Annotated in this window: 11 protein-coding genes; 4 read left to right on the top strand and 7 right to left on the bottom strand. The window is 61.6% G+C overall.

What is annotated here, in order from left to right:
- Positions 1-26 precede the first annotated feature (26 nt).
- The 6 genes from JFU58_RS00290 to JFU58_RS00265 form a co-directional block, all read right to left on the bottom strand.
- Positions 27-1,961, bottom strand: coding sequence for an acetyl/propionyl/methylcrotonyl-CoA carboxylase subunit alpha (locus JFU58_RS00290; RefSeq protein WP_201139667.1), 1,935 nt, complete (start codon positions 1,959-1,961; stop codon positions 27-29).
- Between the two features lie 847 nt (positions 1,962-2,808).
- Positions 2,809-3,582, bottom strand: a complete 774-nt coding sequence (locus JFU58_RS00285; protein ID WP_201139666.1) for an enoyl-CoA hydratase-related protein — start codon at positions 3,580-3,582, stop codon at positions 2,809-2,811.
- Complete coding sequence (gene atuD / locus JFU58_RS00280) at positions 3,579-4,736, bottom strand: citronellyl-CoA dehydrogenase (RefSeq protein ID WP_201139665.1); 1,158 nt, start codon at positions 4,734-4,736, stop codon at positions 3,579-3,581. Before atuD ends, JFU58_RS00285 begins: the two co-directional genes overlap by 4 nt.
- 71 nt (positions 4,737-4,807) lie before the next feature.
- Entirely contained in the window at positions 4,808-6,424 is a 1,617-nt protein-coding gene (atuC, locus tag JFU58_RS00275; protein WP_201139664.1) for a geranyl-CoA carboxylase subunit beta, read from the bottom strand.
- 3 nt (positions 6,425-6,427) lie between these two features.
- Entirely contained in the window at positions 6,428-7,300 is an 873-nt protein-coding gene (locus tag JFU58_RS00270) for an SDR family oxidoreductase (protein WP_201139663.1), read from the bottom strand.
- A gap of 12 nt (positions 7,301-7,312) precedes the next feature.
- A complete protein-coding gene (locus JFU58_RS00265) occupies positions 7,313-9,091 on the bottom strand; it encodes an acyclic terpene utilization AtuA family protein (protein ID WP_201139662.1) in 1,779 nt (592 codons plus the stop codon).
- 154 nt (positions 9,092-9,245) lie between these two features.
- Here JFU58_RS00265 and JFU58_RS00260 point away from each other — a divergent pair, with 154 nt between their 5' ends.
- The 3 genes from JFU58_RS00260 (at position 9,246) to JFU58_RS00250 (ending at position 11,837) form a co-directional block, all read left to right on the top strand.
- Positions 9,246-9,869: a TetR/AcrR family transcriptional regulator gene (locus JFU58_RS00260; protein ID WP_017479484.1), complete on the top strand. Its 624-nt coding sequence runs from the start codon at positions 9,246-9,248 to the stop codon at positions 9,867-9,869.
- Between the two features lie 99 nt (positions 9,870-9,968).
- On the top strand, positions 9,969-10,757 hold the full coding sequence (locus JFU58_RS00255; protein WP_081253104.1) for a substrate-binding periplasmic protein: 789 nt from the start codon (positions 9,969-9,971) through the stop codon (positions 10,755-10,757).
- Between the two features lie 66 nt (positions 10,758-10,823).
- Positions 10,824-11,837 (top strand): GNAT family N-acetyltransferase, encoded by a 1,014-nt coding sequence (locus JFU58_RS00250; RefSeq protein WP_063028354.1) that lies wholly within the window; start codon positions 10,824-10,826, stop codon positions 11,835-11,837.
- A gap of 840 nt (positions 11,838-12,677) precedes the next feature.
- On the opposite strand, the gene JFU58_RS00245 is transcribed toward JFU58_RS00250, so the two are convergent.
- Positions 12,678-13,229 carry an RNA polymerase factor sigma-70 gene (locus JFU58_RS00245; protein WP_017479481.1) on the bottom strand — a complete coding sequence of 184 codons (552 nt, stop codon included), beginning with the start codon at positions 13,227-13,229 and terminating at the stop codon, positions 12,678-12,680.
- 277 nt (positions 13,230-13,506) lie between these two features.
- On the opposite strand from JFU58_RS00245, the gene JFU58_RS00240 reads away from it, so the two are divergent.
- Complete coding sequence (locus tag JFU58_RS00240) at positions 13,507-14,265, top strand: thioesterase II family protein (protein ID WP_201139661.1); 759 nt, start codon at positions 13,507-13,509, stop codon at positions 14,263-14,265.
- The last annotated feature ends 35 nt before the right edge of the window (positions 14,266-14,300 follow it).

Below are 14,300 nucleotides of genomic sequence, written 5' to 3'. Positions count from 1 at the left end.
CTAAGCCTGCTAGTTCCGCCCAGGGCTTACTCGATCTCCAGCAAAATCTGACGGATCCTGACCTGATCTCCCGCAACCGCCTGGATTCGCTTGACCACACCACCCATGCCGGCCTTGAGGGGGTGCTCCATTTTCATCGCTTCCAGCACCAGCAATAGCTGGCCCTGGGTAACTGAATCGCCTTCGCTGACCCGTACCTCGACAATTGCCCCATCCATCGGCGCCTTGACCGTGCCGTCGCCGGCCTCGGCCTGGCGGGCGGCAACGGCTTGTGTGCGGTTATCGATGCACACACCAGGCAGCCAGAGCCGGGTGCCTTGCTGGTGGTAGGCGATGCGACGGCGAATGCCGTTGACCACGGCGGTGGCCCAGCGTCCGTCGGTGGTGAGGTCGCGTATTTCGACGGCGTGCTGATCAATGTCGACCTGCAGGCAATTGTCCGCCAGCACAGTGAGGCTGATTGCCCGGGGCTCATCCTGTTCGGCCAGTTGATAACGCCACGGCACGCTGGCGTTGTTGCGCCAGCCGGATAATGGCTTGGCGTGAGCGTTGGCGCTGTGCTGGTAAAACAGCGCGGCGGCCAATGCCAATTCTTCGTTGGTCGCGTGGGTTCGGGCGATGTCGTTGAAATGCTCGGCGATAAAGCCGGTGCTGAAGTCAGCGGCGACAAACCGGGGATGCTTGAGCAGGCTGGCCAGCAGGCGCTGGTTGGTGGATACGCCGAGCAGTACGCAGTCTTCCACGGCCCTTACCAATTTGCGCCGAGCCTCTTCGCGGGTGGCGCCGTGGGCGATGATCTTGCCCAGCATCGGGTCGTAGAACGGGCTGATGCGTTGGCCTTCCAGCACGCCATGATCGATGCGCACACCGGCCGCCGGCTCCCAGCGCAGCACGTCGCCGGTTTGCGGCAGGAAGCCCTGGGCCGGGTCTTCGGCGTACAGGCGCACTTCCATGGCGTGGCCGTTGAGGGTCACTTGGTCTTGGCGCAGGGGCATGGGCTCACCAGCGGCGATGTGCAGTTGCCAGGCGACGAGGTCGAGGCCGGTGATCAGTTCGGTGACCGGGTGTTCGACCTGGAGGCGGGTGTTCATTTCCAGGAAGTAGAAGTTGCCGTTGCGGTCGAGGAGGAATTCGACAGTGCCGGCACCGACGTAATTGACGGCGCGGGCGGCCTTGAGGGCGGCTTCGCCCATGGCTTGGCGTAGCTCGCCGGTCATGACGGGGCAGGGGGCTTCTTCGATGACCTTTTGATGGCGGCGCTGGATCGAGCAGTCGCGCTCGCCGAGGTAGATCAGGTTGCCGTGGGTGTCGCCGAACAGCTGGATTTCGACGTGACGGGGGTCGATCAGGGCTTGTTCGAGGATCAGTTCGGCGCTGCCGAAGGCGTTTTGCGCTTCGGAGCGGGCGGTGCGCAGGTGTTCCAGCAGGGTGTCGGGGCTGTGCACCAGGCGCATGCCGCGACCGCCGCCGCCGGCGCTGGCCTTGATCATCAGGGGATAGCCGATGTGGGCGGCTTGTTGTTGCAGGGTTGGGTCGTCCTGGTCGGGGCCTTGGTAGCCTTTGATGCAGGGGACGCCGGCGTTGAGCATGGCGACTTTTGAGAGGCGTTTGCTGCCCATCAATTCGATGGCTTCGGGGCTGGGGCCGATGAAGGTCAGGCCGGCGTTTGCGCAGGCGCGGGCGAAGTCGGGGTTTTCGGAGAGGAAGCCGTAGCCGGGGTGGATGGCGTCGGCGCCGGTGCGGTGGGCGGCGTTGAGGATGGCTTCGATGTTCAGGTAGGACTGGGTGACCGGGGCGGGGCCGATGTTGATGGCTTCGTCGGCCATCTGGACGTGCAGGGCTTCGGTGTCGGCTTCGCTGTAGATCGCTACCGTGCGGTAGCCCAGGGATTGGGCGGTGCGCTGGATGCGGCAGGCGATTTCGCCACGGTTGGCTATGAGGATTTTGTTGAACATCGGCATGGTGGTGGTCCTTGGCTTGTCGGGTACATATCCGTTTCTTCGGTAACGGCCGCTTATGGTTCCGCTCTTACAGCGGGTCACTTTTGAAAAGCGCAAAAGTAACCAAAACGCTCTGCCCCGCCTGTCGGCGCCTCGCTGTGGCTCGGCGTTCCCTCACTCCGGCACTGCTCCGCGGGCCGCCGCGACGGGCCATCCATGGCCCGGCGCGGCTAAACCGGCGTCCTGCCGGTTTACCCGCTCCGCACTGCCTGCGTTCGGCCTCGGGCTTATTGGGGCAGTCAGATCAAGATCAAAAGCAAGAGCACAGCGGCCTCCCGGCCGGCTTGAGTGTTAAAAGCAGAGGCAAGATCCAGAGCGAAAGCCAAATCTGAAGCTGATGCAGCTCTGCTTTTCTGTGGGAGCTGGCTTGCCTGCGATGCAGACAACTCGGTTTTTCAGATACACCGAGGCGATGCCATCGCAGGCAAGCCAGCTCCCACATTTGACCGTGCCCGCTTTAGCTTTTGATTTTGCTCTTCAACACTCAAGCCGGCCGGTAGGCCGCTGTGCTCTCGCTCTTGATCTGCTTTTGATCTTGATCTTAGGCGCCCCGTTAAACCACGCTGGCCGAACGCAGGCTTTGGAGCGTGGGTAACCCGGCAGGACGCCGGGTTAGCCGCGCTGGGCCAAGGATGGCCCATCGCGGCGGCCCACGGTCCAAAGCCGGAGTGAGGGCACACCGAGCCTAGGCGAGGTGCCGAGTGGTGGGGCAAGAGCGTTTTGCTTACTTTTGCGCTTTTCAAAAGTGAGCCGCTGTAAGAGCGGAACCAATAGCGGCCATCACCGCAGAAACGGATATGCCCCCAATTCATCGCGCCCACCGAGGCTTCCGCTTCTGCACAAAAGCCTGAGTCCCCTCAACCCCTTCCTCCCCGCTAACCGCCTCGGCAAACCATTCAGCCGCCTGGTCCAGTAACGGCCCCAAAGCCTGCTCACCACTGGCCAAGACCAACGCCTTGGTCCGCGCATTAGCCCCCGGAGCACAGCGCAAAACCTGCCCCAACACCTCATCCACGCGCTCCGCCAACGCCTGGGAATCGTGCTCCACAAAATGCACCAACCCCAACCGCAGCGCCTCAACGCCATCAAACCGCGCCGCCGTCAAAGCCAACCGCCGCGCCTGAGTCAACCCGATACGTTTCACCACAAACGGCGCAATCTGCGCCGGCAACAACCCAAGGCTGGCCTCCGGCAACCCAAACTGCGCCTGATGATCCGCAATCGCCACATCACTGACACACACCAACCCAAACCCACCCCCCAACACGGCACCCTGGAGCACCACAATCACCACCTGCGGCAGCGCCTCAACCTCCTGCAACAGTGTGCCAAACGCCCGGTTCAACGCCTGCAACCCACCCGTGGTCCCAGCGCGCGCCATGTCCTTCACATCCCCGCCGGCCGAAAAATGCCCACCGGCGCCACTGATAACCACCGCCCGCAAGGCTTTATCCCCGGCCACATCGGCGAGTACCGAACGCAACTCGGTCACCATCTCAAGGCTCATGGCATTGCGGCTGTCAGGCCGATTGAGCGTCACATGCAATACCCCGTTATGCGGCTCCAGCAACAACGTATTCACGACTTTTTCCCCGGCAAGGTGCCCATCAATTTGCAGATAATCCCCAGCATGATCTCGTCCGCCCCACCGCCAATCGACACCAGCCGCACATCCCGGTAAGCCCGGGCCACCGGGTTGTCCCACATGAACCCCATGCCGCCCCAATATTGCAGGCAACTGTCACTCACTTCCCGCCCCAGGCGCCCGGCCTTGAGCTTGGCCATGGAGGCCAGGCGCGTCACGTCCTGGCCCTTGATGTACTGCTCGGTGGCCTGGTACACCAGCGCCCGCAGGCATTCGATTTCGGTGGACAGCTCGGCCAGGCGGAAGTGGATCACCTGGTTGTCGATCAACGCTTTGCCGAAGGTCTTGCGCTCCTTGCAGTAGTCGATGGTGCTGTCGATGCAGTACTCCAGGCCCTTGACCATATTGGCCGCGCCGAACAGACGTTCTTCCTGGAACTGCAGCATCTGCATCATGAACCCCGCGCCTTCATGGCCGATGCGGTTGCGCTGGGGGATGCGCACGTCGTCGAAAAACACCTGGGCGGTTTCCGAACTGTGCATGCCGAGCTTTTCCAGGGGCGGGCTGACGCTGATGCCAGGGGTGTTCATCGGCACCATGATCAGCGACTTGTTGATGTGCGGCTTGTCGTCGGAGGTGTTGGCCAGCAGGCAGATAAAGTCGGCGCTCGGTGAATTGGTGATCCACATCTTGCTGCCGTTGATCACATAGTCGGTGCCGTCCTTGCGAGCATGGGTTTTCAGCCCGGCTACGTCGGAGCCGGCGCCGGTTTCCGAAACGCCAATGCAGCCCACTTGTTCGCCGCTGATGGCCGGGCGCAGGAATTCTTCACGTAACTCATCGGAGCCGAAGCGGGCCAGGGCCGGGGTGCACATGTCGGTTTGCACGCCGATGGACATCGGGATGCCGCCGCAGCGGATGCTGCCGAATTCTTCGGCGGCGACGATGGAGTAGCTGTAGTCGAGGCCCATGCCGCCGAATTTTTCCGGTTTGGAGATGCCCAGCAAACCGAGGTCGCCGGCCTTGCGGAAGATCTCGTGGATCGGGAAGCGTCCGGCCTTTTCCCATTCATCTACATGCGGGTTGATCTCGCGCTCGACAAAGCCACGGACGGTGCGGCGCAGTTCTTCGTGTTCCTGGGTGAAGATCATTTTTATTGTTCTCCCTATGGGGACGCGGAGCGTCCCGGGCTGCATTCCCACGCGGGGTGTGGGAACGATCATCAAAACCGCGCTGCACCAAAGCTGTTGGGCTGTAGTTGCCGCACTTCGGCCTCGTGGCAGATGTCCAGCAGAAACCCGAGCAGGGTTCGTGTATCACGTGGATCAATCAGCCCGTCGTCCCACAGGTTCGCGCTGCCGTAGAGGGCGGTGGACTGGCTGTCGAGTTTCTGTGCGGTGACCTGTTCGAGCATGTCGAGCACCTTGGGGTCGGGCACCAGGCCGTCTTTCAGTTGCTTGGCTTCGGTGACGATCCGCAGCACTTTGCCCGCCTGGGCGCCACCCATCACGGCGGTGCGGCTGTTGGGCCAGGCGAAGATGAAACGCGGGTCGAGGCCACGGCCGCACATTGCGTAGTTGCCGGCGCCATAGGAGCCGCCGACGATGATGGTCAATTTCGGCACGCGGGCATTGGCCACCGCCTGGATCATCTTCGCACCATGCTTGATCACGCCTTGCTGTTCCGACTCGGTGCCCACCATGAAACCGGTGGTGTTGTGGAAGAACAGCAGCGGCGTCTGGCTCTGGTCGCACAGTTGGATAAATTGCGCGGCCTTGCTCGCGCCCTTCGGGGTGATCGGCCCGTTGTTGCCGATAAAACCGCAGGCGCGACCCTGGATGTGCAAGTGGCCGCAGACGGTGTGCGGGTCGAACTCCCCCTTGAACTCCAGGAAGTTGGAACCATCCGCCAGCCGCGCGAGGATTTCGCGCACGTCGTAGGGCTTTTTCGGATCGTCGGGGATCAGCCCCAACAGCTCTTCAATCGGGTACAGCGGCTCGCTATAAGCGCGCTTTGGCACAGGCGGCAAGTGGTCATCCCACGGTAACAGGCTGACGATCTCACGCACGATGCGCACACCGTCAGCGTCGTTTTCCGCCAGGTATTCGGCGGTGCCGGCGGTTTGCGCGTGCATCTCGGCGCCGCCCAGTTCTTCATCGGTGGCGACTTCGCCGGTAGCCGCCTTGAGCAGCGGCGGGCCGGCCAAAAACAGCTTGGCCTTGCCACGCACCACCACCACGTAATCCGACAGCCCCGGCTGATAGGCGCCGCCCGCCGTGGCCGAGCCATGCACCACGGTGATCTGCGGCAACCCCATGGCCGACATCCGCGCCTGGTTGGCGAAGCTGCGTGCGCCTTCGACGAAAATCTCGGCGGCGTAGTTGAGGTTGGCGCCGCCGCTTTCCGCCAGCGTCACCACTGGCAATTTGTTTTCCATGGCGATCTGTTGCAGGCGCAGGGATTTTTTCAGGCCCGAGGGGGAAATGGTTCCACCTTTGATTGCGCTGTTGTTGGCCACCACCAGCATGCGCACGCCGCTGACGTAGCCGATGCCGGCGATCAACCCGCCACCGGCGGCGCTGCCGTCCTTGTCGTCGTGGAGTTTGTAGCCGGCCAGGCTCGCCAGTTCGAGGAACGGCGCGCCAGGGTCCAGCAGCAAATTCAGGCGTTCCCGTGGCAGCAGCTGCCCGCGCTTGTCGAACTTGGCCTTGGCTTCGGCGGCCTTGCTCAGCAGGTTTTGCTCCAGCTGGCGCAGTTGATTGACGCCTGTGAGCAGTGCTTCGCGGTTCTGCGCGAATTGCGGGCTGTGGGCGTCGAGTTGCGAGTCGATCACCGGCATGGCTTATTTCTCCTCCTTGAGCACATCCGGCAAATAAGCCCGGTGGAAACCATTAAAGGACACGCTCGGCGGTTGCGCCTTGTGCAGCGGCCAGGCGCGGCTGCCGAGGCTGGCGGCGCCGTCGATGCGCAAGGTGCTGCCGCTGACGAACGCGGCGGCGGGGCTGAGCAAAAACACAATCGCCGCGCTGACTTCCGATTCGGTGCCGATGCGTTTTAGCGGTACATGCTCGCGCAAGGTCGGGATCACCGCCTTGAACGCGCCTTCGTAAGTATCCATGCCACTCGATGCAATCCAGCCGGGCGCCACGGCGTTGACCCGCACCCCGGCGTAACCCCATTCGAATGCGGCGGTCTTGGTGAAGTTGTCCATGCCCGAACGCGCCGCGCCGGAGTGGCCCATGCCCGGCATGCCGCCCCACATGTCGGCGAGCATGTTGACGATGGACCCGCCGTGTTTGCTCATGCACTGGTTGAACACTTCCCGAGCCATCAGGAATCCGCCCACCAGGTTGGTGCGCAGCACGGTTTCGAAACCCTTCTGGTTGATCGACGCGAGCGGCGAGGGGTACTGGCCGCCGGCATTGTTCACCAGACCATGAATCGGGCCGTGCTCCTGGAGGATCTGGCTGACCAGCGCCTTCACCGCTTCTTCATCACGAATATCGCAGGCCTGCCAACTGGCGCGGCCGCCGTCTTCACTGATCTCCGCCGCGACCGTTTGCAGTTTTTCTAGCTTGCGCCCCACCAGAATCACATGGGCGCCGAGGGCTGCCAGCTCGTGTGCGGTACAGCGGCCAATGCCACTGCCGCCGCCGGTGACGATGATGGTTTGCCCCTGGAACAAGTCGGCTTTGAAGATCGAGTCGAAGGCCACGGCGTGGGTCCTTTAAGTGAATTGATCGGCAATGTGTTGTGGCACGGCAATCGGGATTTCCAGCAGTTGTTGGGCGAAGGCTTTGCCTTGGGGGTCGATGCGCAGGCTGGCAATCCCGCCGCCGCCCAGGGCGTTTTCCAGCAGGAAGTTCAGGCTGTGGCTGCCGGGCAAGTACCAGCGTTCGACACGGCCGTGGATCGGGTCGAGCACGTGGCTCATCCAGTCGACGATCACTTCGGGGGTCAACGCTTCGGCGATCCACGGCAGGTATTCGGGCTCGCGGGCGATCACCCCGATGTTGCTGTGGTTGCCCTTGTCGCCGGAGCGGGCCACGGCCAGCTTGACCAGCGGCACGTTGGCGTCGGCACGGCCTTGGGGTTTGGGCGGGTCGATCAAGGCGATGGACGTGTTCAGCGGTTCGGCGACGGGCAGTTCGCAGGCATGCCGCTCGCCAAGAAAATCGACCTGCAACTGACAGGCGTTTTTATCGATCAGGAACGAAAACAGCCGAATCAGCGGGTACACCGTGGGCCGCCCGCCGACGATCCCGGTGAGCCCCGGCGCCATGCCGGTGGCCGCCTGGGCAATTTCCCGGGCGAACAGCACCAGCGCCTGTTTGCTTGGGTGACGCACTGCCAGTTTCACCACCACTTCGCGGCAGTCCTGACGTTGGGCGTGAGGGCCGTAGGTGGCTTCGCTGCCCAGCAGTTCGATGTTGACGTCGGTGTAGGGCGCCCAGCCGCGCTGGCTGAACAGCTCTGAGGTCTTGTTGATGATCGCCTGGCTGACCCGCTCGGCCTTGGCCACCGCGTCGATCCCGGCAATCAGGCAACTGGCGGTGCAGCGAAAACCGTCCGGGTAAGTGGCGCTGACCTTGTACTGGTCGGTGGGTGGCAGGCCTTTGGCGCCGTGCAGGTGCACGCGGTTTTTGCCTTGTTGCTGGAGCTTTACGTGGCTGAAGTCGCAGATCACGTCGGGCAGCAGGTAGGCGCGCGGGTCGCCGATTTCATACAGCAATTGCTCGGCGACGCTCAGTTCGCTGATCAGCCCGCCAGTGCCGTCGACCTTGCTGACGGTGAACTGGCCATCGGCGCTGACCTCCACAATCGGGAATCCGATGTGTTCGTAGTCCGGCACCTCGCGCCAATCGGTGAAGTTGCCGCCGGTGCACTGGGCCCCACATTCGATGATATGCCCGGCCAATGCCGCCTGGGCCAGGCGGTCGTAATCCTGCCAGGACCAGTTGAATTCATGCACCAGCGCCGCGCTGACCACCGCGCTGTCCACCACACGGCCAGTGATGACGATGTCGGCGCCCAGCTTCAACGCCCGCACGATGCCCGGCGCGCCGAGGTAAGCGTTGGTGGACACGCACATCGCCGGCAAAGGTGCGCCGCTGAACATGTCGGTGATGCCGTGCAGTTGCTTGAACTGCGGTTGCAGGTCATCCCCCAGCAGCACGGCGATCTTCAACGGGATTTGCGCCTGGTCGCAGGCCGCCTGCAACGCGGCGGCGCAGGCCTGGGGGTTGATCCCGCCGGCATTGCTGATCACACGGATGCCCTGGCGCTGGATATCCGCCAGCAGTGGCGTCAGCACCTCGACGAAATCCGTGGCATAGCCGGCCTTGGGATCTTTCATTCGCGCCCCGGCGAGGATCGACAGGGTGACTTCCGCCAGATAGTCGAACACCAGGTAATCCAGCGCGCCGCCTTCTACCAACTGCGCAGCGGCGGTGCAGGTGTCGCCCCAGAAGGCGCTGGCGCAGCCGATGCGTACCGTCTTGTTCATGGGGCCTCCTTCCTCTGGTTTGCTGGCACCCACACTACCAAGCAAGCGCTTGGTTTGTAAACTCTGGTCACAACTTTGCCCCAAGCGCTTGCTTGGTTGGCTGCCACGGCCTAAATTGCCGCCCAAGACGTAACCAGAAGTTAAGGAGAGCAGCATGGATGAGCAAAAAGCCCTGCGGGTGATGCGCACCATGGTCGACGCCGGCCAATTGACCGACCCCGACAGTGCCCGTGGCAAACTGCTGCAAACCGCGGCCCACCTGTTTCGCAACAAGGGCTTTGAGCGCACCACCGTGCGTGACCTGGCCGGCGCGGTCGGGATTCAGTCCGGCAGCATCTTTCATCACTTCAAGAGCAAGGACGAAATCCTGCGGGCGGTGATGGAGGAAACCATCCACTACAACACCGCCCTGATGCGCGCTTCCCTGGCCGAGGCGACCAACGTGCGGGAGCGGGTGTTGGCGCTGATTCGCTGTGAATTGCAGTCGATCATGGGTGGCAGCGGCGAGGCCATGGCGGTGCTGGTGTATGAGTGGCGTTCACTGTCGGCCGAGGGCCAGGCCCAAGTGCTGGCCTTGCGGGATATTTACGAAGATATCTGGTTGCAGGTGCTGGGTGAGGCCAAGGAGGCCGGTTATATCAAGGGCGATGTATTTATCACCCGGCGCTTCCTGACCGGCGCATTATCCTGGACCACCACCTGGTTTCGCGCCCAGGGCAGCATGACCCTGGAGCAACTGGCCGATGAAGCTTTGCTGATGGTTTTGAAAGCTGACTAGTTCGTTCGCGCAAGCTATTAATTGTGTGGCAGAAAGTTGTCTCGCTAGACAAAAACGCCTAGCTTAGCGGGATCAAAGTTTTCGACGGTGTGTGCCTTGATGTTTTCGCCCTGGCGATTGGCTGCAGGACTCTCAATATTGGCACTTGGCGCACTGTGGCTGATGCCGGCTTCGGCCGCCCAATTGGTGAGGGTCGGTGCTGCGCATTTTCCGCCGTATACGGTGCGCCCGGAGCAGGGCGCCGACACCGGGTTGCTGCCGCAACTGGTGGAAGCCTTGAATGCCCTGCAAACCGATTACCAGTTCGTGCTGGTGCCCACCTCGATCCCCCGGCGGTTTCGCGACTTCCAGCAAGGCCGGGTGGATATGGCGATCTTCGAAAATCCGAACTGGGGTTGGCAGGATATTCCCCATACGGCAGTGGACATGGGCCTGGAAGACGCCGAAATCTTCGTCGCCCAGCGTGAGCCTGGCCGCGACCAAGGGTATTTCACCGACCTGACCGGCAAGCGGCTGGCGGTGTTCAGCGGCTATCACTACGCATTCGCCAACTTCAACCCCGACCCCAAGTACCTGGTGGAGCACTTCAACGCCACCTTGACCTATTCCCACGACAGCAACCTGCTGATGGTCGCCCGTGGCCGGGCCGACATCGCCCTGGTGACGCGCTCCTATCTCAGTGATTTTTTGGCGCGCAATGCCGACACGGCGGGGCAGTTCCTGGTGTCCGAGCGAATTGACCAGGTGTACCACCACTATGCTTTGCTGCGGCCCAAGGCGCCGATCACGGGAGCGACGTTCGCCGGGCTGCTCAAGCAGTTGCGGGACAATGGCCAGTTGCTGAAGATCTTCGAGCCTTACCGCATCGATGTGATGCCGGTGCCGTGATCGTCTAAATTTTTGCCCTTGGCTCACGTCACTTGTTGAACTGTCGACGATTCGTGAGCCCATCCCATGCCCCATCTGAATGACCTGTCTGTCCTGCCGTTGCCGGCGGGGCCTGCCCTGAATGCTGATGAAACTGACAGCCGTCTGAGCCTGACCCTTGAGGGGCAGCCGCTGATTCGCTTGCGCCTTGAACGGGGTGATGAGCTGTTGGTGCATTTGCAGGAGCCCGGCCTTGTGCCGGCTGCCCGGGCGTTGTGGGCGGCCTGTTACTGGTTGTTTGTCAAAGAGCCTGGGCGTCAGCGGCTGGTTTGGCGACTTGAGCATGCGCCTGAGGATGCGTTGCGCAGTGGGTTGCTGGTGGCGACCGAAGTTGCCGGGCAGTTTTATTGTGAGCGCACGTTGTTCTGGCAATTGCCGCAGCCGTGGTTGGGGCAGTCGGTGACCGGGACTTATCCGCAGCAGATGATCATCAGTGGCGGTAAGCGTCATCCCGCGCGTGCGCCGAAGCCTCGGGGTGAGGTTTATCGGCGCTTTGATGCGCGGTTGGGTGCCTGGATTTCACTGCGCACGGTTGAGATTGATGTTGATCTGGCGCGATTCAATCGTTGGCAGAACAGTACGCGGGTGGCGAATTTCTGGCAGGAAAGTGGCAGCCTGGAGCAGCATCGGGAGTATCTGGACAAGCTGGAAGCGGATCCCCATGCGTTGACGTTGATTGGCTGTTTTGATGATGAGCCGTTTGCGTATTTCGAGGCGTATTGGGCCAAGGAGGATCGGATTGCGCCGTTCTATGACGTGGCGGATTACGATCGCGGGATTCATATGTTGGTGGGTGAGGAGCATCACCGGGGGCCGCATAAGGTGGCGAGTTGGTTGTCGGCGTTGGTGCATTACCTGTTTCTTGATGATCCGCGTACGCAGCGTGTGGTGGCGGAGCCTCGGGCGGATAACGGGCGGATGATTGGGCATATGCAGAATCAGTGTTTCCACTGTGAGAAGGAGTTTGATTTTCCGCATAAGCGGGCGGCGTTGATGATCCTGGGGCGGGAGCGGTTTTTTGAGCGGTGTGGGTTGGTTTGACCGGGTACATATCCGTTATTTAGGTAACGGCCACTTATGGTTCCGCTCTTACAGCGGCTCACTTTGGAAAAGCCCCAAAGTAAGCAAAGGGCTCTGCCCCGCCTGTCGGCACCTCGCCTAGGCTCGGTGTTCCCTCACTCCGGCATTGCTCCGCGGGCCGCCGCGATGGGCCATCCATGGCCCAGCGCGGCTAAACCGGCGTCCTGCCGGTTTACCCGCTCCGCAATACCTGCGTTCGGCCTCGGGCTTATTGGGGCAGTCAGATCAAAATCAAAAGCAAGAGCACAGCGGCCTACCGGCCGGCTTGAGTGTTAAAAGCAAAGGCAAGATCCAGAGCGAAAGCCAAATCTGAAGCTGATGCAACTCTGCTTTTCTGTGGGAGCTGGCTTGCCTGCGACGCAGACAACTCGGTTTTTCAGACACACCGAGGTGATGCCATCGCAGGCAAGCCAGCTCCCACATTTGACCGTGCCCGCTTTTGATTTGGCTTTTGTTTTTGCTCTTCAACACTCAAGCCGGCCGGTAGGCCGCTGTGCTCTTGCTTTTGATCTTGATCTTGATCTTAGGCGCCCCGTTAAACCACGCTGGCCGAACGCAGGCTTTGGAGCGTGGGTAACCCGGCAGGACGCCGGGTTAGCCGTCCTGGGCCAAGGATGGCCCATGACGGCGGCCCACGGTCCAAAGCCGGAGTGAGGGCACTCCGAGCCTAGGCGAGGAGCCGAGTGGTGGGGCAAGAGCGTTTTGCTTACTTTTGCGCTTTTCAAAAGTGAGCCGCTGTAAGAGCGGAACCAATACCCGCCATCACACAAATAACGGATATGTACCCAGCAGCAGACCCAATCAAACCCGCCGCGCAAACGTGTCGCTATGAGTCCCGGAAACCTTCCGGCAATGCACCAACGCATCCCGAATCATAAAGTTCACCAGCGTCGGCGAAACCCCAAGCTCCTTGGCAATATCCTTCTGCGGCACCCCATGCAGCCGATACATCTCAAACGCATAACGCGTGCGCTGAGGCAAATCGGTCAACGCATCAGCAATGTTCTCCAGCGTCGAAAAGTTGATGTGCGACGTCTCAGGTGAAGCCCCGTGAATAACCACATTCAAGCCTTCCTCTTCCGGGCCGGAGTATTTCAGCTCCAGCGCCTGCTTGCGGTAGTGATCGATGGCCAGGTTACGCACGATCTGAAACAGGTAACTGAGCTGCGCCTTGAACGATGACGTGATGGTGGGGGCCGATTGCAACCGGAAGTAGGCGTCTTGCACCACGTCTTCAGCGCGTGAGCGGCAGCCGGTAATGCGTGCTGCGATCTTGACCAGGATCAGTCGATTGTCGACGAAGGCCTGGAGTAGGGGTGAGTCGCACCTGCCTGTGGATACTTGTTCCGTCATGGAAATCACCTTGCTGCAAAAGAGGTTGGGGGAGGGCGTCCTTGCTGAGGCCTCCTACACATCGGGCAACAAATTATGCTTAATGATAATGATTGTCAAATGAGAAGACGAACTAATCTTATGCTTTATCGAGAGGTGTGAACGGCGTCTCGCTGACTAATTATTTCCAGGGGCCATCCGTTCTCATGGGTGACAGGCCAGTTAACAAACCGGCCAAGGATCAGCGCCTGGAGGAGGACAAAATGGGTTTTTATCGTGTGAGCGGGAGTGGTCTGAAATGAACACGCCGGCTCGATTACGCCTGTTTTGCCTGCCGTATTCCGGCGCCAGCGCCATGGTCTACAGCCGTTGGCGGCGGGCGTTGCCTGAGTGGTTGCAGGTGCGTCCGCTGGAGTTGCCGGGGCGCGGCATGCGTATGGACGAACCGTTGCAGCGCGATATCAAAAAACTGGCCGGGCAACTGGCTGATGAGATCCGCGCCGAGCTGGACGGCCCCTACGCCTTGTTTGGCCACAGCCTCGGCGGTCTGCTGGCGTTCGAGCTGGCCCATGCCCTGCGTGAGCGCGGTGTACCGCAGCCGTTGGCGCTGTTTGCGTCGGGTACCGCCGGCCCGGCCCGTCGCGATGTCAGCGAATACGCTATCGAGAAAAACGACGAGCAACTGATCGCCCGCTTGCGTCAACTCAAGGGCACCGGCGAAGAGGTGCTGGCCAATGCCGAACTGATGCAGTTGATGCTGCCGATCCTGCGGGCCGACTTCCTGCTGTGTGGCAGTTTCGAGTACGGCGAGCGCGAGCCGCTGAGCCTGCCCATCCACGTATTCGGCGGCAAGCAGGACACGGTGCGCGCTGATCAATTGCTGGACTGGCAGCAGGACACCGCCAGCGGTTTTTCCCTCGACATGTTCGACGGACACCACTTCTTCCTGGTGCAGCACGAGAGCTCCGTACTGCGCTGTGTGCGGCGTTACGCCGACGAACACTTGGCCCGCTGGCGCAACGACGTCGCGCGGCAGATGGCCCGGGCCGCCGGCTGAACAAGCTGCCCCGGCCACACATTCCCCGATTTCCC

Origin of the sequence: Pseudomonas sp. TH34 (assembly GCF_016650865.1) — a bacterium.
Classification (GTDB): domain Bacteria; phylum Pseudomonadota; class Gammaproteobacteria; order Pseudomonadales; family Pseudomonadaceae; genus Aquipseudomonas; species Aquipseudomonas yamanorum.
The sequence above is the reverse complement of the archived record's forward strand: the minus strand, read 5'-3'. Positions and strand labels throughout refer to the sequence as shown.

Bases quoted from the DNA above. Each gene is read 5' to 3' on its own strand.
- JFU58_RS00290 (WP_201139667.1), bottom strand. From the start codon at position 1,961: ATGCCGATGTTCAACAAAATCCTCATAGCCAACCGTGGCGAAATCGCC.
- atuD (WP_201139665.1), bottom strand. From the start codon at position 4,736: ATGATCTTCACCCAGGAACACGAAGAACTGCGCCGCACCGTCCGTGGC.
- atuC (WP_201139664.1), bottom strand. From the start codon at position 6,424: ATGCCGGTGATCGACTCGCAACTCGACGCCCACAGCCCGCAATTCGCG.
- JFU58_RS00265 (WP_201139662.1), bottom strand. From the start codon at position 9,091: ATGAACAAGACGGTACGCATCGGCTGCGCCAGCGCCTTCTGGGGCGAC.
- JFU58_RS00260 (WP_017479484.1), top strand. From the start codon at position 9,246: ATGGATGAGCAAAAAGCCCTGCGGGTGATGCGCACCATGGTCGACGCC.
- JFU58_RS00255 (WP_081253104.1), top strand. From the start codon at position 9,969: ATGTTTTCGCCCTGGCGATTGGCTGCAGGACTCTCAATATTGGCACTT.
- JFU58_RS00250 (WP_063028354.1), top strand. From the start codon at position 10,824: ATGCCCCATCTGAATGACCTGTCTGTCCTGCCGTTGCCGGCGGGGCCT.
- JFU58_RS00245 (WP_017479481.1), bottom strand. From the start codon at position 13,229: ATGACGGAACAAGTATCCACAGGCAGGTGCGACTCACCCCTACTCCAG.
- JFU58_RS00240 (WP_201139661.1), top strand. From the start codon at position 13,507: ATGAACACGCCGGCTCGATTACGCCTGTTTTGCCTGCCGTATTCCGGC.